The organism is Roseburia sp. AF02-12, assembly GCF_003461765.1.
Taxonomy (GTDB): domain Bacteria; phylum Bacillota; class Clostridia; order Lachnospirales; family Lachnospiraceae; genus Roseburia_C; species Roseburia_C amylophila.
Genome location: NZ_QTXS01000002.1, coordinates 125774 through 149037 on the forward strand (window position 1 = coordinate 125774; position 23264 = coordinate 149037).

A 23264-nucleotide genomic window follows, 5' to 3' on the forward strand; every position below is an offset into this window, starting at 1 on the left:
GAATTGGATAAAAAGTACAGAAACTTGACAAATAAAAATTACTTTGTTATAATCCATGATGTAACAAATTTGTAATAAATGTAATAAAAATGAATAAAATGACATATACTTGTTAATAATCCTTAAAAAAGAAAAACAAGGTATATGTTATGGAGGTCAAAATGAATTTAAGAAAAAGAGTGATTGAGAGCACAATTATAGCAGTGATGCTTACCGTTGTAACCGCAGTCACAGCAGTTATGCAGACAGCACCAGTAGAAAATGTACCAGAACCGCAGCAGGAAACAAAAGCTGTGGCAGATGTACAGGCAGATGGCTCCGCCGGCATTATAGAAGAATTGGCATCATTGGGAGACGCGGCAACCGAGCAGGCATCCATTGAACGTGCAGATGTAGTGGTTGTTGCAGAAGCACAGGAAGAGGAGCCTCAGCTCAGTGAGGAGCAGCAGGCATGGAACAGTAAGCTTATGGCAGATGTGGATGATTTCTTATATATAAGAAGCTCCGCAGATGGAGAGTCTGAAGTAATTGGAAAATTATATAAAGGTGCAGCAGCTGATATCGTAGAGACATTAGATGGCTGGTATCATATTACATCCGGTTCTGTAGACGGATATGTAAAGAGCGAATATTGTGTGGCAGGTCAGGAAGCATATGCTTATGCACAGACCGTATGTGACACCGTAGCAACCGTAACCACCGGCGGTCTTCGTGTCCGCAGTGAAGCAAATCCGGATGCATCTGTTATCAAGGCAGCATCAGAAGGAGATAAGCTTGTAGTTGATACACAGACAGAATCTCCGGAAGGATGGGTCGCAGTCAGCTTAAAGAATTCCACTGCATTTGTATCTGCAGATTATGTAACCGTATCCTTAAATGTAGCATCAGCAGTTTCCATGGAAGAAGAAAGAGCTGCATTGGAAGAGAAGGCTGCAGAAGAGGCAGCAAAGAAAGCTGCACAGACTACAACAACCATGGTAACACAGAATGCATCTGTAGCAGCAAACTGTGATGAAGTAACACTTCTTGCTGCATTAATCCAGTGCGAAGCAGGCAGTGAGTGTTATGAAGGCCAGCTGGCAGTCGGAGCAGTTGTTATGAACCGTCTGAGAAGTGGTGTATATCCATCCAGCCTTTATGATGTAATTTACCAGAGCGGTCAGTTTACACCAGCAGGAAACGGAAAAGTTGCATCTGTTATTTCAAGCGGTGTCAGCGGAAGCTGTTTACAGGCAGCACAGGAAGCATTATCCGGTGTAGATAATACCGGTGGGGCATTAAGCTTCCGCCGTGCAAGTTCCGGTCAGGCAGGAGTAGTCATCGGAAACCATGTATTTTTCTAGGAAAATGTAAGAAAATATAAGAGAGTATAAAGTCAGGGTGTCAAAAGAAGTTTTTGGCACCCTGTTGTAATCTTGGAAAAAGTATAGTAATATGTGAATAGTTATTCAAAATATAAGTTTTGGAGGGTAAAAATGGAAGGATTAATAGCACTTATCATTTTAGTAATACTAGTACTGGTAATTATTGTATCCTGTATCAAGATTGTACCGCAGGCAAATGCAGTTGTTGTAGAGCGTCTGGGTGGATATCTTGCAACCTGGGGCGTAGGTCTTCATTTTAAAGCACCGTTTATTGACCGTATCGCAAAGAGAGTTCTTTTAAAAGAGCAGGTGGTTGATTTCCCACCACAGCCGGTAATTACCAAAGATAATGTAACCATGCAGATTGACACCGTTGTATATTTCCAGATTACAGACCCGAAGTTATTTGCTTACGGTGTTGAAAATCCGATTATGGCAATCGAAAATCTGACAGCAACCACACTTCGTAATATTATCGGTGATCTGGAATTAGATGAGACCCTTACTTCAAGAGAGACCATCAATACCAAGATGAGAGCTTCCCTGGATGTGGCAACAGACCCATGGGGAATCAAGGTAAACCGTGTAGAGTTAAAGAATATCATCCCACCAAAGGCAATTCAGGATGCCATGGAGAAACAGATGAAGGCAGAGCGTGAAAGACGTGAAGCAATTCTTCGTGCAGAAGGTGAGAAGAAATCTACGATTCTTGTAGCAGAAGGTAAGAAAGAATCAGCAATCTTAGATGCAGAGGCAGAGAAGACTGCCGCAATTTTACGTGCAGAGGCACAGAAGGAAGCAACCGTAAAAGAAGCAGAAGGTCAGGCAGAAGCAATCTTAAAGATTCAGCAGGCAAATGCAGACGGACTTCGTTTCTTGAAAGAAGCAGCACCGGACGATGCTGTATTACAGCTTAAGAGCCTGGAAGCTTTTGCAAAGGCTGCGGACGGAAAGGCAACAAAGATTATCATTCCATCTGAGATACAGGGCGTTGCAGGACTGGTAAAATCAATTACAGAGGTTGCCGGAGATAAATAATTAAAAAGGAAACCATAAACCTAAAATGAAATCGGGCTGCCACATCTATGTAGGACAGCCCGTTTTGTATCAAAGAGTAAGAAGAAAAGAGGAAAAAGCAATGAATTTAAAAGGACGTAATTTCTTAAAACTGATGGATTTTGAACCAGAAGAAATCCTCTATATGATAGATCTGGCAGCAGACCTGAAAGCAAAGAAGAAACAGGGTATTCTGCATGACAGCCTGATTGGCAAAAATATTGCACTGATTTTTGAAAAGACCAGTACCAGAACCCGTTGTTCTTTTGAAGTGGCAGCCCATGACCTTGGCATGCACGTAACTTACCTTGACCCGTCAGGTTCCCAGATTGGAAAGAAAGAGAGCATTCCGGATACCGCAAGAGTTTTGGGACGTATGTTTGACGGAATCGAATATCGTGGCTATGGACAGGATATCGTAGAAGAACTGGCAAAATATGCAGGCGTTCCGGTATGGAACGGACTGACCAATGAATTTCATCCGACCCAGATGTTAGCAGATATGTTAACCATCCGCGAGCATCTTGGCAGATTAAAGGGCGTAAAGCTGGCATATATGGGAGATGCCCGTTATAATATGGGAAATTCCCTGATGGTAACCTGTGCAAAACTGGGAATGCATTTTGTGGCTTGTACTAATAAGAAGTATTTCCCGGATCCAAAGCTGGTTACATATTGTGAAGATGTGGCATCCCGCACAGGCGGAACCATTACCTTAACAGAGGATGCCATGGAAGGAACCAGGGGTGCAGATATTGTCTATACTGATGTGTGGGTATCCATGGGTGAGCCGGAAGAGGTATGGAAAGAGCGTATTACAGACCTGATGCCATATCAGGTAAATAAGAAGCTGATGGATAATGCAGGAGAGCAGGCATTGTTTATGCATTGTCTCCCGGCATTCCATGACCTTAAGACCAGGATTGGACAGGATGTCTATGAGAAATTCGGATACTCCGAACTGGAAGTAACCGATGAAGTATTCGAAAGTGAGAAATCCATCGTATTTGATGAAGCAGAGAATCGTATGCATACGATTAAGGCAGTTATGCTTGCAACTTTAGGAGAATAGGAACCTATGAAAGCAAAAATACTTGCAGCACTGCGGGAAGCGGAAGGTTATGTTTCCGGACAGGAGCTTTGTGAACGCTTTGGTGTATCAAGAACCGCAGTGTGGAAGGCAATCAATCAGTTGAAAAAGGATGGCTATGAAATTGAAGCGGTGCAGAACCGGGGCTACCGGATTGTAGGCACACCGGATATCTTAAGCGAAAATGAATTGAGCAGTATCCGTAAAACAGATTGGATTGGGAAAAAAATCTATTATTATGATGAAACAGATTCTACTAATGTAAGAGCCAGCCGTCTTGCAGAAGAGGGTGCAGAGCATGGAACCCTTGTGGTGGCAGACCAGCAGGATGCCGGAAAAGGAAGACGTGGAAGAGGCTGGAGTTCCCTGCCGGGAACCGGAATCTTTATGACACTGATTTTAAAACCGGAGCTGAATCCTTCCAATGCATCCATGCTGACACTGGTGGCAGCTATGGCGGTGGCAAAGGGCATTACCCGCTGCACCGGTATGGAAGCAAAGATAAAGTGGCCAAATGATATTGTCATCAATGGTAAGAAGGTAGTAGGAATCCTGACGGAAATGAGTGCACAGATGGATTATGTAAACCATATTGTGGTAGGCATTGGTATCAATGTGAATAATGAAAGTTTCCCGGAAGAAATTGCGCAGAATGCCACCTCACTTCTGTTACAAAGTGGAAAACGGGTAAACCGTGCAGCATTAATAGAAGCTGTCTGGGAAGAATTCGAGCATTATTATGACCGGTTTATGGCATATCAGGATTTACGGGATCTGCGGAAGGAATACGATGCAAGCCTTGCCAATAAAGGGCAGAAGGTAAGAGTGTTAGACCCGAAAGAGCCATTTGATGGAGTGGCACAGGGCATTACCGACCGGGGCGAATTAATCGTGGATACCTGGGAAGCAAGAAAACTGGTGTCTTCCGGGGAAGTATCTGTCCGCGGGATTTATGGATATGTATAGATATGCATAGAGATAGATGTTTATAGGATAGACAGGAAAAGCCACATTTACCAGATATAAAAAAGGCATAAATAAAAAAAGGAGTATGAATATATGGAGCAGGAAGAAATCGTTTTATGCGGTTCCAGCGCTTATACCAAGAAATTCTATCTGAATCCGTTGTTTAACGGACTTCCGGAGGGAATCAAAGAGGATTTGAATATTCTTTGTGTACTGTATACAGAGGATATCGGAGGAACACTGCAGCTTATATTTGACAAAGAGGGAAATCTTAATTTCCGGACGGAATGTGAGGATGGAGATTTCTTTTATGATGAAATCGGCAGTGTGTTAAAAATCAAACAGATGCAGCGGGAAAAGACAGAGCTCTTTGAATCGCTTGAAATGTATTACCGTGTATTTTTCCTGGGAGAAGAATTCACAGAGGATAAGGAGGACTAATATGTTACTGGCAATTGACGTAGGAAATACCAACATTACCATCGGGGTGTTTGATAAGGAAAAATTAGTTACAACATTTCGTATGACAACAAAAATGCAGAGAACTTCTGATGAATACGGTATTACAATCATTGATTTGTTAGAGCATAACGAGATTTCCCATAATGAAATCAAAGATGCCATCATTTCATCGGTAGTACCAAATGTGATGCACTCCCTCTGCAGTGGAATGATTAAATATTTTGGGATTCAGCCAATGGTGGTGGAGCCGGGCGTGAAGACAGGAATCCGTATCACATCCGAGAATCCGGCACAGATTGGCGCAGACCGTATTGTAGACGCTGTAGGTGCATATGAGCTTTATGGCGGACCGGTTGTAGTAATTGACTATGGTACAGCAACCACCTATGACTTCATCAATGGAAATGGAGATTTCTTCGCAGGAGTAACTTCACCGGGAATCCGCATTTCTGCAAAGGCACTCTGGGAAGATGCGGCGAAGCTTCCGGAAATCGAGATTAAGAAACCGTCTACCATCCTTGCAAGAGAAACTATCAGCAGTATGCAGGCAGGACTGATATTCGGACAGATTGGACAGACAGAATATATCGTAAAAAATATGATAAAAGAATCCGGACTTAAGGATGTAAAAGTAGTTGCAACCGGCGGACTGGGTAAAATCATCGCAAATGAGACAAAATATATTCAGTACTACAATCCGACACTGACATTAGAAGGAATGCGTCTTATTTACGCAAAACAGAAACGATGAAACTGACAATAGGAAATGTAACACTTGATAATAATTTGATATTAGCACCAATGGCAGGGGTAACAGACCTGCCATTTCGTGTACTTTGCAAAGAGCAGGGAGCAGGACTTATCTGCATGGAAATGGTCAGTGCTAAAGGCATTTATTATAATAATAAGAACACCGAGAGCCTGCTTGCCATTGATGAGCGGGAACATCCGGTTTCCCTGCAGCTTTTTGGCTCCGACCCGGAAATTATGAGCGAGATGGCAAAGCGTATCGAACATCGACCGTTTGATATTCTTGACATCAATATGGGATGTCCGGTGCCAAAGGTAGTCAATAATGGTGACGGCTCTGCACTGATGAAAAATCCGATTCTGGCAGGTGAAATCATCGAAAAGACAGCGAAAGCCATAAAGAAGCCTCTGACGGTAAAAATCAGAAAGGGCTTTGATGAAGCCCATGTCAATGCAGTAGAGATGGCACATATTGCGGAAGAGTCCGGGGCAGCTGCCATTGCGGTGCATGGACGGACCAGGGAACAGTATTATTCCGGCAAAGCGGACTGGGAGATTATCCGGAAAGTGAAAGAAGCAGTAAAGATTCCGGTCATCGGAAACGGTGATATTTTTACACCGCAGGATGCATATCGGATGCAGCAGGAAACCGGCTGTGACGGGCTGATGATAGCAAGGGGAGCACAGGGAAATCCATGGATATTTGCACAGATTAACCATTTCTTAGAAACGGGGGAAGAACTGCCGAAGCCATCCGCCAAAGAAATGGTGGATATGGTGCTGCGTCATGCAAAGATGCAGATTGCCTTTAAGGGCGAATTTACCGGAATGCGGGAAATGCGTAAGCACGCAGCCTGGTACACCGGCGGCTACAAGCATGCATCCAGGCTTCGAAGCCTGCTCAATGAAGTGGAGACTTACGAACAGCTGGAGGAATTATTAGAAACCTTTGCATCATATAATGAAGCATGAAATGGTGGAAAAAATTAAAAAGTCTTTTACGCAGGAATAAAAGCAATCTGCAATCAGAAAACAGGAATAGCCATCAGGATGACCTGATTGAAAAAGAAATTTATTTTCCCTGCAATGCATTTTTTCGGAAAATAATCGAAGCAGTATTAGAGCAGAAAGGCATTTCCTACCGGGACATGCGGCTATTTGTCATTGATGCGGAAGATGGCGCATATCTAAGACAGGAGGAAGAACAGTATATGCTCCGACAGCTTTATCCGGGACTTAATGCATATACGCTTTGCACCGGCCAGCCGGAATGTCACCGGAAGGAAATGGATTATCTTTATGAAGAGATGGGACTGATTGTAGAAGTGATTGGAAAAGAGGAAAATGCAGTTCAAAAGGGAACCGGTCCGGAAGAGGGCAGACTGATACTGGATTTTGAAGCTGACGGAAGAATCCGGGAAGAATTTCTATCGGAAAAAAGTATCTATATTTCCATTTATAAAAGGAACTGGTATCAGCGGGCAAATCTTGACATTGAAGTACCTATTGGGTATAATATTATGATTGTTAAGGGAACCGGTTTTACAGGCTGTGAAGCGGTTTCAGATCGATTAGAGCGAGAATTTTATGCAGAATAGAAAATCTATAAAAGGAAGGGCTAATAAGCATGGATAAGAAAAACATTTTGACCTATCAGGGTTTACAGAAACTGGAAGACGAGTTACAGAATCTGAAAGTGGTCAGAAGAAAAGAAGTTGCACAGAAGATTAAAGAAGCAAGAGAGCAGGGAGACTTATCTGAGAACGCTGAGTATGATGCAGCAAAAGATGAGCAGCGTGATATCGAAGCAAGAATCGAACAGATCGAGAAAATCTTAAAGAATGCAGAAGTCGTAGTAGAAGAAGAAGTTGATTTAGACAAGATTAACATCGGATGTCAGGTAAAAATCCTTGATATGGAATTCGATGAGGAACTGGAATATAAAATTGTTGGTTCTACAGAGGCAAACAGCTTAAAGGGAAAGATTTCCAACGAGTCTCCGGTTGGTAAAGCATTAATCGGTGCCGGCGTTGGTGACGTAGTAGAAGTTGAGACCCAGATGGGTAACTTAAAATATAAAGTATTAGGAATCCACAGATCAAACTAATAGATTAGGAGAACAAAGATGGCGGAACAGAAGAACGTACAGGAACAGGATATTAACCAGTTAATCAAGGTGCGCCGTGATAAGTTAAAAGAACTTCAGGAAAATGGAAAAGATCCGTTCCAGATAACCAAATATGATGTAACAAACCACAGCACAGATATCAAAGACGACTTTGATGCTTTTGAGGGAAAAGAGGTATCTATCGCAGGTCGTATGATGTTCAAACGTGTGATGGGAAAAGCTTCTTTCTGTAATGTACAGGATTTAAAGGGAAGCATCCAGGCATATGTCGCAAGAGACGAAATCGGAGAAGATTCTTATAAAGATTTCAAGAAATATGATATCGGAGATATTTTAGGAATCAAAGGAAAAGTATTTAAGACCAAGACCGGAGAAATCTCTATCCATGCATCTGAGGTAACTTTATTATCCAAGAGCTTACAGATTTTACCGGAGAAGTTCCACGGACTTACTGATACCGATACCAGATATCGTCAGCGTTATGTAGACCTTATCATGAATCAGGAATCCAAGCAGACTTTCATCAAACGTTCCCAGATTATCAAGGAAATCCGTAATTTCTTAGCTGGACGTGACTTCATGGAAGTTGAGACTCCGATGCTGGTTTCCAATGCAGGTGGAGCAGCCGCAAGACCGTTTGAAACACATTACAATGCATTAAATGAAGATGTAAAACTCCGTATTTCTCTTGAGTTATACTTAAAGAGACTGATTGTTGGTGGCTTGGAGCGTGTTTACGAAATCGGACGGGTATTCCGTAACGAAGGTGTTGATACCCGCCATAATCCGGAATTTACATTGATGGAGTTATACCAGGCATACACCGATTATGAAGGCATGATGGAACTTACCGAGAGCATGTTCCGTTATCTTGCAGAAAAAGTATGCGGCACTACAAAGATTACTTACAATGGCATTGAAATCGACCTTGGAAAGCCTTTTGAGCGTCTGACCATGAATGATGCCATCAAGAAATATGCCGGCATCGATTTTGATACCGTAGCAGATGATGAAGCAGCAAAGGCGCTGGCAAGAGAACATCACATTGAATTCGAAGAGCGTCATACCAAGGGTGATATCATCAACCTCTTCTTCGAAGAATTCTGTGAGAAAGAACTGATTCAGCCGACCTTTATCATGGATCATCCGGTAGCAATTTCTCCGCTTACCAAGAAGAAACCGTCTGACCCAACCAAGGTAGAACGTTTTGAATTATTTATCAATACATGGGAAATGTGTAATGCATATTCCGAGTTAAATGACCCGATTGACCAGCGTGAGCGTTTTGCAGCACAGGATGCCGCATTCGAAGCCGGTGATGAGGAAGCAAACCATACCGACGAAGATTTCTTGAACGCACTGGAAATCGGTATGCCACCTACCGGTGGAATCGGATATGGAATCGACCGCCTGGTTATGCTGTTGACAGATTCACCGGCAATCCGTGACGTATTGCTGTTCCCGACAATGAAGACCCTGAATGATGTAAATAAGAAAAATGATGTAAAATCTAAGGCTACTGAAGAAGTGAAAGCAGAGCCTGAAAAGATTGATTTTTCTAAGGTAAAGATTGAGCCTTTGTTTGAGGAAATGGTAGACTTTGATACATTCAGCAAGTCAGATTTCCGTGCAGTAAAGGTTAAAGAGTGTGTTGCAGTACCGAAGTCAAAGAAACTGTTACAGTTCACTCTTGATGACGGAACAGGCACAGACAGAACCATTTTAAGCGGTATTCACGCTTATTACGAGCCGGAAGAACTGGTTGGAAAGACTCTTATCGCTATCACAAATCTTCCACCGAGAGCTATGATGGGCATTGACTCTTGCGGTATGCTCCTCAGTGCTATTCACGAAGAAGAAGGCGAAGAAAAGCTTCATCTTCTGATGGTTGATGACCACATTCCGGCAGGTGCAAAGCTCTATTAAGATGATGTAAAGATGTACCGTTTTACCAAATAAACGGAACGTACTTCATTTGATAAAAAACTGAAAAAACAGCGATTTACATCAAACTTACATCATTTGATGCAGAAATCGGTGCAAGCAAGAAAAAATCGCATAATAAGCAGAATGAATGGGCAGTCCTTAATGGGATTGCCCATTTTTAGAAGAGAGAGAAATGTAAATCACCGATTAGGTTTTCATTGCAGTGGTTATGGAGAACAGTTATAATGGGGATAAAAGAAAACGACAAATTTGAAGTTATGGAGGAATGATAGTGAGTTATATTACAATGGAAATATGGACTGGAATATGGATATTAGTGAGATTATTTCCAATGGCACTTATTATTTTTGCAGGTGTTATGATTATCGAAGTGGGTATTGAATTTATCCAGAAGAAGAAAATTGAAGTTAAGATTTTAAATTGGTTATGTCAATTCTTATGGATTCTAATAGTTGTATCAATATTAAAAATTACAGGAATTATTGGTGGTAGTTTTGGAATATCCTCACCACTTGATAGTTATATTAGTTTTAAATTATTTGAGGATGGATTTAATGCGGCAACTATTTTGAATATATGTCTATTCATTCCATATGGATTTTTGCCAGTATTTATTTTTAAGAATATCCACAAGCATTGGTGGAATGGCGTTATACTTGGAGCAGTATTTTCGATTGGTATAGAATTTTTGCAAACATTTATTGGAAGGTTTGCACAGTTAGATGATGTGATTATGAATACTTGTGGGACTCTCGTTGGATTTTTGATAGGATGCTTGTTACTTCGTATAACCACAAGGAAAAAATAAATTTCAGTCTGTAGGGATGAAAATTTGAATTCGTAGGAGGTATCGAAAAATGAATAGGAAAACTTTATTCTGTTTTCTGACAGCTTTGATAATGATTTTTGTTCTTGCCGGCTGTAGTGGAAAGAATAGTGGTGGGAATATTGACAATGTTCAAATTCCTGATTGGAAACCATCGGAAATATATTCAGACAGTGATATTGAGGCGGCTTTCCAAACAGTAAAAGACTATTTCGGCAACGAATTTGACGGCTGCACACTGACAAAACTGTCCTATCCCGGAGATACATACGCCGATGAATTTGATGAATGGGCTGAACAATATGACGCGGATGAAGCAATCGTAATATTATCATCTTTCGATGTAGACTCATCAGGCGGGGATGGTTCGCTTAATCCGGATTCAACATATGATGATTGGAAATGGATTCTAATTAGGAATGACAGTGGGAATTGGGAACATGTTGACCACGGGTATTAAAGCGACAAATTTCAGTTTGATTAACTCCCTTTGAGAGAGGAATACCCTTTCTCAAAGGGCTTTTTTAATTTATCCGCATATTCGCAAACTTGGGGCAAGTACCTTTTCTTCATATAATAAAGCCAAAGGAAGGAGAGGATTTGATATGAGTAACAGCTTAGCGGCAGTACATCCGGAATTGGTTGCCGAGTGGTCGGAAAAGAATTTGCCACTGACACCGGACAGCATAACTTTCGGCTCGAATAAAAAGGTATGGTGGAAAGGTGCTTGCGGTCACGAATGGCAGACAACCACAATGCTTGCAAACTCTGAGTTTGTGGCACTCTTGAAGCAGGCAAATACAGACAGTTCAAAGATGGCGGAGGTTATCGGGGTATCAGAGGCACAGCTTCGGTTCGTAACTAATACCGCCTCTGGAATGGGACTTATTAAGTGTGGTTCGGTAGTAATTCCCTTTGATAATCAGATCAGCAAGGATACGGATTTGTACAGGCTGTATAATACCAACATTCATGAGAAGATTGCGGAACAGAAGAAAAAAGAAGCAATGCTGCAGTGATAACAGATGAATTTTTATAGAATCTATAGTATAATCAAGAGGTCGGATGAATGTCCGACCTTGATGATAATAAATTAGATATTCCCTATTTTTAAGAAGAAAGCATATAAGATTCGATATGAAAAATAAATAAGGAAGCAGTTCTAAAATGTATCATTTGTACCGGAGAACATGTGGCTGGATTTTAAGATATGCTTATCGTACACTTTGACGAGAATATGTTGATTGGGGATGCAGCGGACCTGGATGCATTTATGGAAATGTATGGTGTGGAAGCAATTTCCAAGGAATATTTGTAATTATTAGGGAAAAGAAAATTTGAATTTTACGCACTATTAACTTTTGGATATAAAGTGCCGATATTACAGATATAGAAACGGATTTCTGTATCAATTTTCAAGGAGGATGATACCATGATTAGAGCAGCTAATTTAACACAGGTAACAGATTATTATAAGAGCAATACTGTTAGTAAGCAAAATAACACAGAGAAAGCAAAAGATGTGCAGCCCAATGCACAGAAAATAAAATCCAGCGAAGATAAGTTATCTTCTAAGGCACAGAAATATCTGGAAACATTGCGTAAGGATAATGCGGATTTCGATTTTATTATTGCTGATAAAGGCGATGATTTCAGAGGATTAGTAGACCAAAGCGATAAGGAATTTACAGTTGTTTTTTCAAGTGCTGAACTTGAAAGAATGGCATCCGATGAGAAATATGCACGGGAAAAATTGTCTACGGTAAAAACTGCAGTTGAGATGTCAGATAAAATCAATGAACAGTTTGGGTTTGAACGTGCTTGGGGAACGACAGACAATAGTGGAACTGTATTAAATAAGTTAACTATGTCCTTTGATGATGATGGAAAGATGACACTTTTTGCTGATTTGGAGAAGATTACAGAAAAGCAGAAAGAACGGCTTGAAGAATTAAAGGAAAAACGTGCAGAGGAGAAAAAGCAGGAAAAGAAGGATGTAACTGTTAAGCGGACTACAATTCAGGCAAATTCAAAAGAAGAATTACTTGAAAAGATTTCTGAACTGGATTGGAGTAAGATAACAGAAGAAAAGGCAACACAGGGTATGAAGTTTGATATCACTATTTAATCGTAGCATTAACCGGGAATTGGAGGTGTGCTATGATTGCAGGTACAATACGAAACGCTGTGAATCAGATGCAGTTAGTAAATGATTGGGAGCAAAAGAAGGCTACCGGGGATGTTGTAAAGAAGCAAGAGGGTATGACTGTAACAAGTCAGGAAGAAAGCATGATTCAGCATTTCCGAGAGCAACTTGAGCGAGACAAAGAAAGTTCTGCATATAGTCAGATTTATAACAAGATTGCAAGCGGTCAAGAATTAACAGCTTCAGAAGAAGATGCTATTCGTCAGAAAGACCCTAAAGCCTATATGGAATATAAAGCGGCAAGAATGGAACAAGAAGCTTATGAGCGTAGGTTGGAGAGATGTAAGACAAAAGAAGAGGCTCAAAGGCTTCAAGTAAATGAGATGAATGGAAATTTGGCAGAACTAAAAAGTATCGTGAATAATCCAAATATTCCAAAGAGTGAAAAGCTTAAGGAAGCTCAACGTATCATGGGAAATACTTTTAGAGCTGTAGAGTCATTCACAAGATTTGTAAAAAGTACAGAATATAGGGATTTGCCAACAGAAGAGGAAATTGTAGAGACATCTATAGAAAAGGGGCAGGTTGCAGAGGATTCAAACGATACTGAAATGTCTGAACAGTTAACATCAGATACAACTGTTTCAGTAGATGAGGCAGCAAAAATAGTAAATGATTCGAAGCGAGATTTACAATTAAGTGATGTTCACCAAATTGAAAAAGATGTTATAGAGGAAATGAAGGATATCGAAATAAAGCATTTTGGTGAGAAGAAATCATCGGTCAGAATAGACATTACGGTATAGGAATAGTCTGCGTGAAATTTCAGTTTCATGTTGCTTTTAATAATTGAATATTGAATGATTTTACATAGCCGTTAAGGAGTAATTTTTGCTCCCTAGCGGCTTATTTTATTTTTCAAAGTAGGAGGTGAGAAAATTGAAAATTAGAAAGGTTGATGACAAACCGATGGTCATTCACACCAAGGAGAAAGCCAAGATTCATGCCCACGAACCGAAGGGAGCCAAGATTAAGGGGAGTAACATCTATACAGTAGAGAGAGGTCCTAAGACAGCTGGTGCAAAGGTAACTGATACGGATAGAAAGAAGTCCTATCGCAAGAGTACCATTCATCAGTCGGAGCCGAAGAATAAGGGATTATCAAGATTCAAGCAAAACCTTAAGGAATCAAACACTTCCATCAAGACCAAGAACACGAATCTTCACATTGCAGGAAGAACTGGAGCACTTGTAGCGGGGGCAGTAACAGATCAGGTGGAAGGCGGTCAGGAGGTATCGCAGGCAGCATATCTTGCATATGAAGCAAGCCGCCCTGTTACCGGAACTGCTTCTAAGGGGGCTGCACTTTTCAGGAAAAAGGCGGCAGCCGAGGCAAAGAAGCGTATCAAGAAGGTAGAGGCAGGAAAGAAGCTGGCAAAAAAGACAGCAAAGAAAGCTGCCAAAGATACAGCCAAGACTGTAGCTAAAGAGACGGCAAAAGAAACAGCAAAGACTACTGCCAAGGTTGCAACGAAAACTGCTACAAAGGCAGCTGCTACGGCGGCAGGAACAGCGGTTGCACCGGGAGTAGGCACGGCAATCGGCATGGCAGCCGGATATGCGGCAGGTGTGTCCATAGAGGTCAAGGATGAAAAGATGACAAACCGGAGCAGGAAGATAAAGTTCTTTCTGGATAAGATGAAAGCACAGGAGAATCAGACGGATAGTGTGGCAAAGCTGGTAAAGGATCTGATTGTGCGAAAAGCGATTACCTGGGTAAAGGCAGCTGCACCGATTATCGGATTGGTGCTTTTATTACTTGTTCTTGTAGTTGCCATGATTGCGGTTCCGGTTATAGCGGTGATAGCAATCCTTTACAATTCTCCATTTGCTTTATTCCTGCCACCACTTGAATCAGGAGATACCGTGCAGACAGTAACGAGTGCCTATGTGCAGGAGTTTAACCGGGATGTGAACACGAAAGTGAATGAGCATACCGGATATGACCTTGGAGAGCTTGTCTATGTGGATTATGAAGGTATGGAAGAAAATCCAAGCAATTACTATGACATCATGGCAGTCTATATGGTCAAGCATGGTGTCGGAGATACTGCAACAGTCATGAATGATACTTCTAAAGGCTGGCTGCAGGCAGTTGTAAATGATATGTGTTCATACACCACAAGCACCGGAACAAAGGATGTGGAAGAAACAGATGCAGACGGTAATGTAACTACTGTCACGAAGTCGGTTCTGTATGTGAATGTCACACTCAAATCTTATCGGGATATGATTTCGGTGTATGGATTTGACGCTAACCAGGTGGAAATGCTTGAGCAGATTATGAGTGCTGACTTTATGGGACAGCTTGGGTACGCTGGCAGCGGAAGCGGTGGTGGAGGCGGCAGTCCGGGAGTAAGTTCCATGACAGAGGATGAAATCAATGCTATTCTTAGTGGAATCACTGACAGCAGGCAGAAAAAAGTCTGCTCATACGCACTTCACAGAGTTGGTTTTCCATACAGTCAGGATATGAGAGATTCCGGCAATTATTATGATTGCAGTTCTCTTGCATATTACTCATGGAAAGATGCAGGCGTGGATATTAGTTATGGCGGTGCAACCACAGCGGCAGCGGAGGCACAGGGACTGGATGAAGCCGGAAAGACTGTCTCCTTTGATGAGTTACAGCCGGGAGACCTTATGGAATGGTTGTTACACTTGGCAACTGGCTTAATGGCAGATTGTCTTGTGAACAGATAGAACAGCTTTGGTGTGAGCTTATCATACCAAAGCAAAACAAAGAACAAAAAGAAAGCGAGGAATAGCATATGAAGTATTCAATTAAGGTAATCCCGATAAAGAGAAGGATAAAGAGGCAACACCCTTTCGATAATTAGTAATCAAGTTACAGGGGCGGTCAAGGCTGCCCCATTTACAGAATGGAGGAAACAGAATGGATATGGAAGCAGGAAAAACACTTACCAATGAGGAGGTCATAAGAGAACTTCTCGAATTGTTAAAGAAGAATGCCATGAAAGAGCAGGCAAATGATGTATTTGAGATATGCAGCTATGTGGATGGACTGGAGAAAAAGATTGATTCCATGACGGAAGAACTCACCAATATGCAGAACCAGATCAAAGAAATGCAGGAAGATACTCTTGTCAATAATGCTAAAAAGGCATTGTCAGAAGCACAGGAGCGACTTAATACCAGATGTGAGCAGATAAAGTCACAGGTATTAGAAGTGAAAGAACAGGTGAAATTTACTGCAAAAAGTATTGTAGATGAAGCAAAGGTAAAAGGCAGAGCTGCATTATACAGAGTATCAGAGTTCTTAGGAATTAAGAATAAACTTCTTAATATCCGGGAGAATGTAAGAGGTGCAATCAGAACTACGGATAAGGATATAGCTAAAACGGCATTGCTTGGAAAAGGACTTCGTGAGGCAGGACAGACAGCAGCCAATGCATTTCGTACTTTTGCAGACAAGCCGGAGGTAGATTATTCACAGAAAGAGCAGAAACATCCCATTACAAAGGCGGTGCTTGCACCTATGAAAGCAGTGAAAAAGATGCTTGTATCAATGGAACTTCATCTTGATGCTTCGATTGATAAACTGGATAATCTGGCTATGAATGTGCAGCTTGATAAGGAAAAGCATATGGAGAATGCGAAAACAAAGGAACAGACAGAGCCGGAGAGGGTAGAAGCTGAGCGAGTGGAAGCGGAGATTGTATACTCTCCTATGGTCGCTGAACCACAGGAGTATCAGTATAATGCAGATGCATTTGAGGCAAGAGGTGCGGATGAGGTGAAGCAGGAAGCAGCACATAAGGAAGTATCGAAGGTAAGGGAAGATAAAGCCAGATAATTTAGAGGACGTGGGAGAGATTCTGCGTCCTTTTTTAGTGCGGATCAATTTGATAGATGTTATAATGTGAAAAGATAAATGCGAAACATGCGCTATACTAGCAAAAGTTATTAATTATATAAAGGTGGGAGAAATTTGGCAAAAAGTAAAAAGACAAAAATACATAAAAAGATAGATGGTCAGCTTTTACAGATGAAATGAATGCGGAGAAATTGGGATTCATAAAAGGAGAACTTTATGAATTAGAAAAAGACAATGTTCGGTATCGACTGCCAAACCAAAAACTCCCGTTCTTAAAGAAAGACTTTCATGTAAAAAACAGTTATGCCGATTTTATGATTGAAGATATAGAGATTAGTATTTCTATTTATGATGGCAAGGATTTTGCTATTGAATTTAATCATTTTAGAAGCATAAAAGGTTGCTTTGATAAAGATAGCAATATCGAGATCATGGAAAATACTTTGAACGAGAAAGAGAACATTTTATATACCGAAAATAATGAGATAATAGAGGATGTGTTGAAGCAGTTATTGGAAATTCATAATAATGTTTATCGGCGTTAGTAAAGTAAAATAATTGAAAAGTTGAGTTAAAAGTCCCGATTATGGGATACTAGATAGTGCATAATGAATCAAAGATAATCTTCAAAAGCATTTATACTTTAAGGAGTGACATAAATATAATGCAATATAAAATTTTAATGGTTGATGATGATAGAGAATTGCTAAAAATGCTGAATCAATACTTTACATTGAAGAATTATACAGTAATGATTGCAGAAAATGGCATAGAAGCAATGGAAAAGATAAGTGCAAACCCTGATATTATTCTATTGGATGTGAATATGCCGGGAATGGATGGGATTGAAGTATGCAGAAGAATCCGAGACAGGGTTTCCTGTCCGATTATCTTTTTGACTGCAAAGGTAGAAGAACAGGATCGGGTAATGGGATTACTGTCTGGCGGAGATGATTATGTTTTGAAACCATTTAGTTTGAAAGAACTCGATGCCAGAATTATTGCCCATTTGAAACGTGAGGAACGCTTACATAGGAAAACAGAACAACGGTTTTATGGGGATTTAGTAATTGACTATGCCGGCAAATGTGTACATATGAAAGAGAAAACTTTAGATCTTACGAAATTAGAGTATGACATTATAGAATTTTTGTCTATGAACCCTGAAATTGTGTTTGATAAAGAACGAATCTATGAAAAGATTGGAGGATATGATGCAGAAGGGGACAGCCGGGTGGTTACAGAGTTGATTCGCAGAATCCGCAAGAAAATGAAAATGTATTCGGAACACGAATATATTGAAACTGTATGGGGGATGGGATATAAATGGGCAAAATAAAAAATCTTTCGTTAAGGAAAACCATTGTTTTGTATATGATAATTAGTTTAATAATTAGTTTTTATCTTTCAGCACTAATTATGCGAATAGCAACCACAGTACAAAACAACATTTGGTGGAAGTATGTAGACCAGGAAGAATATTTTGAAATGGCTGAAGGGGATGGTAGAAGGTATTTGCCAGATGTTCCGAGACCACATTCTTATGAAATGAAAGAATTTGATTATCATGTATCGGAAATATGTGATTTTCTTCAGACATTTACAGTGCTTATCGTATCTGTTGCAGGGAGTATTATAGCGGTATTTCTTTTTTATAAGCATAAATTGAAGTGTCCTATTGAAGAATTAGAACTGGCTTCCCAGCAAGTTGGTCGAAATAATTTAGACTTCCATATCACTTATGAAAATGAAGATGAAATGGGCAGATTGTGCAGAGAGTTTGAACGAATGAGAGGACAACTTGCAGAAAATAATCAACAGTTATGGAAAATGCTTGAGGAAGAAAAGGCTTTGCGGGCTGCCATTGCGCATGATATACGTTCTCCGCTATCTGTGCTTGAGGGGTATCAGGAAATGCTTTCAGAATATCTCCCTAAAAAAGAGATAAATATGGAACAAGCCTTAGAAATGGTAAATGAAAGCAAAAAACAGATTGAACGTATGGATATATTTGTGGAAACAATGCGGAAGATGAGCAGTTTAGATGCAAGGGAGTTGGTGGCAGAAGAAATTACAAGCAAGCAGTTGGAAATAGACATACGGGCAGAGATGAATGTGTTTGAGAAAAAATTTGGAAAACTGTATGAATTAAAATGTTCGGAAACAGCAGAAAAATTTTCAGGAGATAAGGAAGTGATTTTAGAGGTTATAGAAAACCTTTTGTCAAATGCCTTTCGTTATGCCAAGACAAAAGTGGAAATGGAAGTGTTTCTTACCAGTTCTGAATTACAAATCAGAATAAAAGATGATGGAGTGGGATTTACAGTAGACAAGCAAAAGGCAACAGAACTTTTTTATCAGCAAAATGTGAAAGATAGTTTAAAACACTCAGGAATGGGTATTTATATCAGCAGATTGTATTGTGAAAAGCATGGCGGACAGTTGCTTATAGAAAACGAAAAACTGAGTGGAGCTGTAATAACAGCAGTATTTCATCGGATTGCATGAGCAGTCCGATTTTTTTTACGCTGTTGTCTTTTTGTTGTGATTTATATTTTATGATGTCTATAACGAAGGAAAGGAGGCAAACGTATGATTGCAATTATTAGGAGGGAGATAAAAAACTATTTTAAGCGACCATTATTTTGGATTGGTGTTTTGTTGGTCATTTATGGAGTTTTTAGCGATACAAGTCCTTATCTGCATACACGTTATCTTGCAGAAGGGGAGAAAATCGCCAATGATAAGCCAGCTATTTCTGATGAGGGTGAAGTGTATGAAGGGTATATACCGGCAGATCCGAAGAAACATCGGGAATTATGGCATGAACAGTTAAAACAAGCCCTGCTTGAAGATGGAGAAACCGATGCAGAGGTGCAAAAAGTTATCGGAAAAATAGAGAATATGGAATTAGAAGAAGCATATGATTATCTTAACGAAAAATATGAATGGTACGGAGCGAGGTATTTATATGAAGATACCTCTTACTTTAAGGGGACGGCAGAAGAAATCAATTCGTATTTAGATCAGAAAATGGAAAAGAAACCATTTTCATATTATTACGCAAGGAAATTTGCTGATTTTACAGGTCTGTATATGGGATTTTTTGCAACGATAATGTTTTCCGTTTTGTTTTTACAAGATACAAAAAGGCATACTTATGAATTACTCCATACAAAACCAATTAGTGCAGGAAAATATGTGCTTGGAAAAGTAAGCGCTGGATTTCTTACTTGTACATTTGTTTTAGCAGTTTTAAACCTACTGTTTTGGATATTATGTATTCTTTATACAAGAGATAGTGGATTTGAAATACATCTGTCAAATTTTATAATATCTACCATACTTTATATACTGCCAAATATGCTAATGATTGTGAGTATGTATGCTTTGATTGCACTTATATTTAAAAATCCACTTCCGGGAGTGCCACTTCTGATTCTTTATATGGTGTATTCCAATATGGGGGGAAGAAATGCGGAAGGAGTTTACGGATATGTGGGAAGACCTTTCGCAATTATGGTTCGATTTCCCGGACAGTTTTTTGATACGGCACCGCCGCCAATGGCACTTTTAAATCAGAGTTTTCTTATTTTAGCATCTGTAGCAATTATTTTGATTACGATGCAGATTTGGAAGAGGAGGCGGATGTGAATGAAGAAGGAAATGAAGATTATTTTGCCAGTTTATAAGATGGTTTATGCGTTCGCTTTTGTTGTAATTTTGAGTTTGATACGTGGAGTAGTATTTACAAATGAGATAGGGCTTTCCATAGAGGGACCATTTGCAATATTGATCGCTGTTTTTTGTGCAGATACTTATGTTCAGGAAATTACAAGCAACCGTTCCGAAGTTCAGAGGTTGTATCAGATAAAAAAGAGAATTTATTCTATTATACAGAGACTGATGATACAGGGAACTTTTTTGCTGCTGCTCGCTGTTCTTGGATATGGATTGTTTTTTGCGTTTCAGAAACCAGTTACACATCCAGTAACAGAAAGTGAAATACTTCAGTTTATTGCATATTTTGGGGCGATTGTAGTAACCATTTTCTTTTGGGGAATATTGGCTAATACATTGTCTATGCTTTTTCGCAATATGTGGATGGGAATTGGAAGTTGTCTTTTGATATGGGTAGCAACAAATTCATCAGGAGCGGACAAGTTTTTAGGTGCATGGAATGTATTTTCTTATTCTTTTAGAGATATAGAAAATGCTACTGATATTACATGGCTGTATGGAAAAGGCTTGTGTATTTGTATCGGACTGATTTTGTTACTGGCATTGCCGAAGATCGTAAGAAAGAGAGGGTAAATTTATGAGTATTCATATTGAGGATTTAACAGTAAGATTTAAGAATGGTGTCACAGCGATCGACCATGCAGATTTAGATATATCAAATGGGATATTTGGACTATTGGGAGAAAATGGAGCGGGAAAGACAACATTGATGAGGGTTTTAACTACTGTGCTGAAACCCACAAGCGGAATGGTTACATTAGACGGAATTTTGTATAGCGAAGGAAACTATGAAAAAATCCAAAGAAAGATAGGGTATCTGCCACAGGAAATTGAACTATATCCTAATTTGACGGTTCAGGAGTGTTTGGAATATATGGGAGATCTGGCAGGTGTCCCGAAAGCAGAATGTAGAAAGCGGATAGAATATTATTTGAAAAAGACCAGTCTCATAGAACATCGAAAGAAAAAAATGAAACAATTATCAGGCGGTATGAAAAGGCGGGTTGGATTGGTGCAGGCACTTTTGAATGAACCAGAATTTCTAATTGTAGATGAACCGACTACCGGATTAGATCCAGAAGAACGTATTCGTATCCGAAATTTATTAGTAGATTTTTCTGAGAACAGAACAGTTTTGTTTTCAACTCATGTGGTAGAAGATTTAGCTGCGACCTGTAACCAACTTGCAATTATGCACAAAGGCAGTTTTTTATATGCTGGGTCTATGAAGAATTTGACTGAAGAAGCACAGGGAAAAATATGGGTTTGCAAAGTACCAGATGAGGAAAAAGCGAGAGAAGTGGAACGTAAATATCGCATTACATCAAAACAATACGTTGAGGGAGGATTACAATTAAGAGTGATTTCTGAAATACAGCCAGAATTGGAGTGTATGTCAGTTCCGGCAACATTGGAGGATGCATATATTTATTTTACAAACAGATACAATAAGTAATGCATAGAAAAGAAAATTCTAATTGTCCCTTCTGAAAATTTAACTGAATAACCCATAGTATAAACCGCTGCTACATGGAAGAGCCAATAAACCATGCAACAGCGGTTCTTTTATTCGCCGGTATATGCAATTTCTATCTCATAGCCGCCGTTCTCATAGTAGGCGTGGGAAAAATAGTATCTTATTGTTATTTCTGAAATATAAAATTTGAATCATAAAACTTCTTTCCCTCTCAAATCCATTTTTACCAAACCAACTACTAACAATCCAATAAAAATTGCCGTGTCCACAAATAACAGTACAACAACACTTTTTACCACTCCGAAAGTAAAAAGTATGGAGAAGATTTCCACTGACAACACAATAAAACATATATAATTTGTCAAATACTCTGTTATAATTTCTCCATAATAATTGTTCATTTGCAATTTTGCATAGATAAAAGGTTTTAATAAATAACGGATTATGATACATATAACAGGACAAATAAAAATCCAGTTTTTATTAACTAGGGATGTTGCCACTCCTTTACTCCATTGTACTGGAATTTCTGTCGGCAACTTAGAATAAGACAAAGCCCCAATAATCAAGCATAGTGCGGTAATCATAGTCCAGGTAAGCATACTTCCCCATATATACAAAAAGCTGACTGAATCCAGTTTGAAAACAGTTCGATTATCTTTCCAATAGTCATGCAAATCTGTTACATACTGTTCTACCTGTAATTTTTCATAACTAATACTTTCTTCATCCAGCATTTTTTCGCACATGAGTTTCGCCTTATTCAAATCAGTAATCTGATTTTTTAATACTTCCTTTTGCTTCTCAAGCATTTCCTGCAATGTTACTTTTTCGGATATAATACTTCGTATGTCTTCAATAGAAATTCCCAATGTACGTAGATATGCAATCTTCTTTATATTTTCCACATCATTTTCAGAATAATCTCTATAACCATTACTTTCATTTCTCGAAGGCTCAATAAGTTTTTCCTTTTCATAAAAACGGATATTAGAACGGGATAAACCTGTTCGCTCTTCTACGTCTTTTATAGTCATATTATGCCCCCCTTTCGAGCAACTCTATTTTACTTAATAATAAGCTATAAACAAGGTTTACAGTCAAGCATTTATCAAAAAATTATAGTTGTTGATAAGGACATGAAAAGCTGTCCAAAATAGAAGGAGAACCGGATTGCTGCTCCGACTCAATCTTCTACATGGAATACATCTTCCACCAGCATATTAAAGTACTTTGATATCCGCAACATAAATTCGGCAGATGGGGTGCTATCCCCACGTTCTATCCTGCCGACAGTTTTGGTGCTGTATCCAATAGCAGCAGCAAGGTCATCCTGGTAAATGCCACGCTGTTCCCGGATTTCTCTGATATTATTGGTAACCGCCATAAAAATCCCTTCTTTCAGTTCTATAG

24 protein-coding genes and 2 pseudogenes are annotated in these 23264 nt (G+C 39.7%); 24 read left to right on the forward strand and 2 right to left on the reverse strand.

Going from position 1 to position 23264, the window contains the following annotated elements:
* Window positions 1–161 precede the first annotated feature (161 nt).
* The 24 genes and pseudogenes from DV740_RS10095 to DV740_RS10205 all read left to right on the forward strand — a co-directional run bounded on the left by DV740_RS10095 (window position 162) and on the right by DV740_RS10205 (window position 21830).
* Window positions 162–1343: a cell wall hydrolase gene (locus DV740_RS10095; protein ID WP_118088020.1), complete on the forward strand. Its 1182-nt coding sequence runs from the start codon at window positions 162–164 to the stop codon at window positions 1341–1343.
* A 132-nt stretch (window positions 1344–1475) separates the two neighbouring features.
* Window positions 1476–2402 carry an SPFH domain-containing protein gene (locus DV740_RS10100; protein WP_022242887.1) on the forward strand — a complete coding sequence of 309 codons (927 nt, stop codon included), beginning with the start codon at window positions 1476–1478 and terminating at the stop codon, window positions 2400–2402.
* A gap of 100 nt (window positions 2403–2502) precedes the next feature.
* Window positions 2503–3492, forward strand: coding sequence for an ornithine carbamoyltransferase (gene argF, locus DV740_RS10105; protein WP_022242888.1), 990 nt, complete (start codon window positions 2503–2505; stop codon window positions 3490–3492).
* Between the two features lie 6 nt (window positions 3493–3498).
* The gene (locus DV740_RS10110; RefSeq protein WP_118088021.1) at window positions 3499–4476 is read left to right on the forward strand and encodes a biotin--[acetyl-CoA-carboxylase] ligase; all 978 of its coding nucleotides are present in this window, start codon (window positions 3499–3501) and stop codon (window positions 4474–4476) included.
* A gap of 93 nt (window positions 4477–4569) precedes the next feature.
* Window positions 4570–4917 carry a DUF6145 family protein gene (locus DV740_RS10115; RefSeq protein WP_022242890.1) on the forward strand — a complete coding sequence of 116 codons (348 nt, stop codon included), beginning with the start codon at window positions 4570–4572 and terminating at the stop codon, window positions 4915–4917.
* Window position 4918: 1 nt separating this feature from the next.
* On the forward strand, window positions 4919–5689 hold the full coding sequence (locus tag DV740_RS10120) for a type III pantothenate kinase (RefSeq protein WP_118088022.1): 771 nt from the start codon (window positions 4919–4921) through the stop codon (window positions 5687–5689).
* A complete protein-coding gene (gene dusB, locus DV740_RS10125; protein ID WP_118088023.1) occupies window positions 5686–6660 on the forward strand; it encodes a tRNA dihydrouridine synthase DusB in 975 nt (324 codons plus the stop codon). Before DV740_RS10120 ends, dusB begins: the two co-directional genes overlap by 4 nt.
* A complete protein-coding gene (locus tag DV740_RS10130) occupies window positions 6657–7286 on the forward strand; it encodes a hypothetical protein (protein ID WP_118088024.1) in 630 nt (209 codons plus the stop codon). Before dusB ends, DV740_RS10130 begins: the two co-directional genes overlap by 4 nt.
* 29 nt (window positions 7287–7315) lie before the next feature.
* A complete protein-coding gene (gene greA, locus DV740_RS10135) occupies window positions 7316–7795 on the forward strand; it encodes a transcription elongation factor GreA (RefSeq protein ID WP_022242894.1) in 480 nt (159 codons plus the stop codon).
* 18 nt (window positions 7796–7813) lie between these two features.
* Window positions 7814–9742: a lysine--tRNA ligase gene (lysS, locus tag DV740_RS10140; RefSeq protein WP_118088025.1), complete on the forward strand. Its 1929-nt coding sequence runs from the start codon at window positions 7814–7816 to the stop codon at window positions 9740–9742.
* Between the two features lie 292 nt (window positions 9743–10034).
* Window positions 10035–10571: a VanZ family protein gene (locus DV740_RS10145; RefSeq protein WP_049946793.1), complete on the forward strand. Its 537-nt coding sequence runs from the start codon at window positions 10035–10037 to the stop codon at window positions 10569–10571.
* A 49-nt stretch (window positions 10572–10620) separates the two neighbouring features.
* The gene (locus DV740_RS10150; protein WP_055291182.1) at window positions 10621–11049 is read left to right on the forward strand and encodes a hypothetical protein; all 429 of its coding nucleotides are present in this window, start codon (window positions 10621–10623) and stop codon (window positions 11047–11049) included.
* A gap of 145 nt (window positions 11050–11194) precedes the next feature.
* Window positions 11195–11329 (forward strand): annotated as a pseudogene (locus tag DV740_RS15355) (zinc-ribbon domain-containing protein); the annotation flags it as partial.
* Window positions 11330–11608, forward strand: a pseudogene (locus DV740_RS10155) (VirB4-like conjugal transfer ATPase, CD1110 family); the annotation flags it as partial.
* Window positions 11609–12021: 413 nt separating this feature from the next.
* Window positions 12022–12717: a DUF6033 family protein gene (locus DV740_RS10160; RefSeq protein ID WP_015521659.1), complete on the forward strand. Its 696-nt coding sequence runs from the start codon at window positions 12022–12024 to the stop codon at window positions 12715–12717.
* A 32-nt stretch (window positions 12718–12749) separates the two neighbouring features.
* Window positions 12750–13541, forward strand: coding sequence for a hypothetical protein (locus tag DV740_RS10165; RefSeq protein WP_012740998.1), 792 nt, complete (start codon window positions 12750–12752; stop codon window positions 13539–13541).
* A gap of 163 nt (window positions 13542–13704) precedes the next feature.
* Entirely contained in the window at window positions 13705–15498 is a 1794-nt protein-coding gene (locus tag DV740_RS10170) for a hydrolase (RefSeq protein ID WP_242994322.1), read from the forward strand.
* 193 nt (window positions 15499–15691) lie between these two features.
* The gene (locus tag DV740_RS10175; RefSeq protein WP_118088028.1) at window positions 15692–16612 is read left to right on the forward strand and encodes a DUF6674 family protein; all 921 of its coding nucleotides are present in this window, start codon (window positions 15692–15694) and stop codon (window positions 16610–16612) included.
* A 197-nt stretch (window positions 16613–16809) separates the two neighbouring features.
* Window positions 16810–17178 (forward strand): hypothetical protein, encoded by a 369-nt coding sequence (locus DV740_RS10180; RefSeq protein WP_117715645.1) that lies wholly within the window; start codon window positions 16810–16812, stop codon window positions 17176–17178.
* A gap of 119 nt (window positions 17179–17297) precedes the next feature.
* On the forward strand, window positions 17298–17972 hold the full coding sequence (locus DV740_RS10185; protein WP_117715644.1) for a response regulator transcription factor: 675 nt from the start codon (window positions 17298–17300) through the stop codon (window positions 17970–17972).
* A complete protein-coding gene (locus tag DV740_RS10190) occupies window positions 17960–19141 on the forward strand; it encodes a HAMP domain-containing sensor histidine kinase (protein ID WP_117715643.1) in 1182 nt (393 codons plus the stop codon). Before DV740_RS10185 ends, DV740_RS10190 begins: the two co-directional genes overlap by 13 nt.
* 84 nt (window positions 19142–19225) lie before the next feature.
* Window positions 19226–20287, forward strand: coding sequence for an ABC transporter permease (locus DV740_RS10195; protein ID WP_117715642.1), 1062 nt, complete (start codon window positions 19226–19228; stop codon window positions 20285–20287).
* Window positions 20288–20947 carry a hypothetical protein gene (locus DV740_RS10200; RefSeq protein ID WP_117715641.1) on the forward strand — a complete coding sequence of 220 codons (660 nt, stop codon included), beginning with the start codon at window positions 20288–20290 and terminating at the stop codon, window positions 20945–20947.
* 4 nt (window positions 20948–20951) lie between these two features.
* Window positions 20952–21830: an ABC transporter ATP-binding protein gene (locus DV740_RS10205; RefSeq protein WP_117715640.1), complete on the forward strand. Its 879-nt coding sequence runs from the start codon at window positions 20952–20954 to the stop codon at window positions 21828–21830.
* Window positions 21831–22042: 212 nt separating this feature from the next.
* On the opposite strand, the gene DV740_RS10210 is transcribed toward DV740_RS10205, so the two are convergent.
* Complete coding sequence (locus DV740_RS10210; protein WP_117998369.1) at window positions 22043–22888, reverse strand: MerR family transcriptional regulator; 846 nt, start codon at window positions 22886–22888, stop codon at window positions 22043–22045.
* 149 nt (window positions 22889–23037) lie between these two features.
* Window positions 23038–23238, reverse strand: coding sequence for a helix-turn-helix transcriptional regulator (locus tag DV740_RS10215; RefSeq protein ID WP_004611564.1), 201 nt, complete (start codon window positions 23236–23238; stop codon window positions 23038–23040).
* Window positions 23239–23264 lie beyond the last annotated feature (26 nt).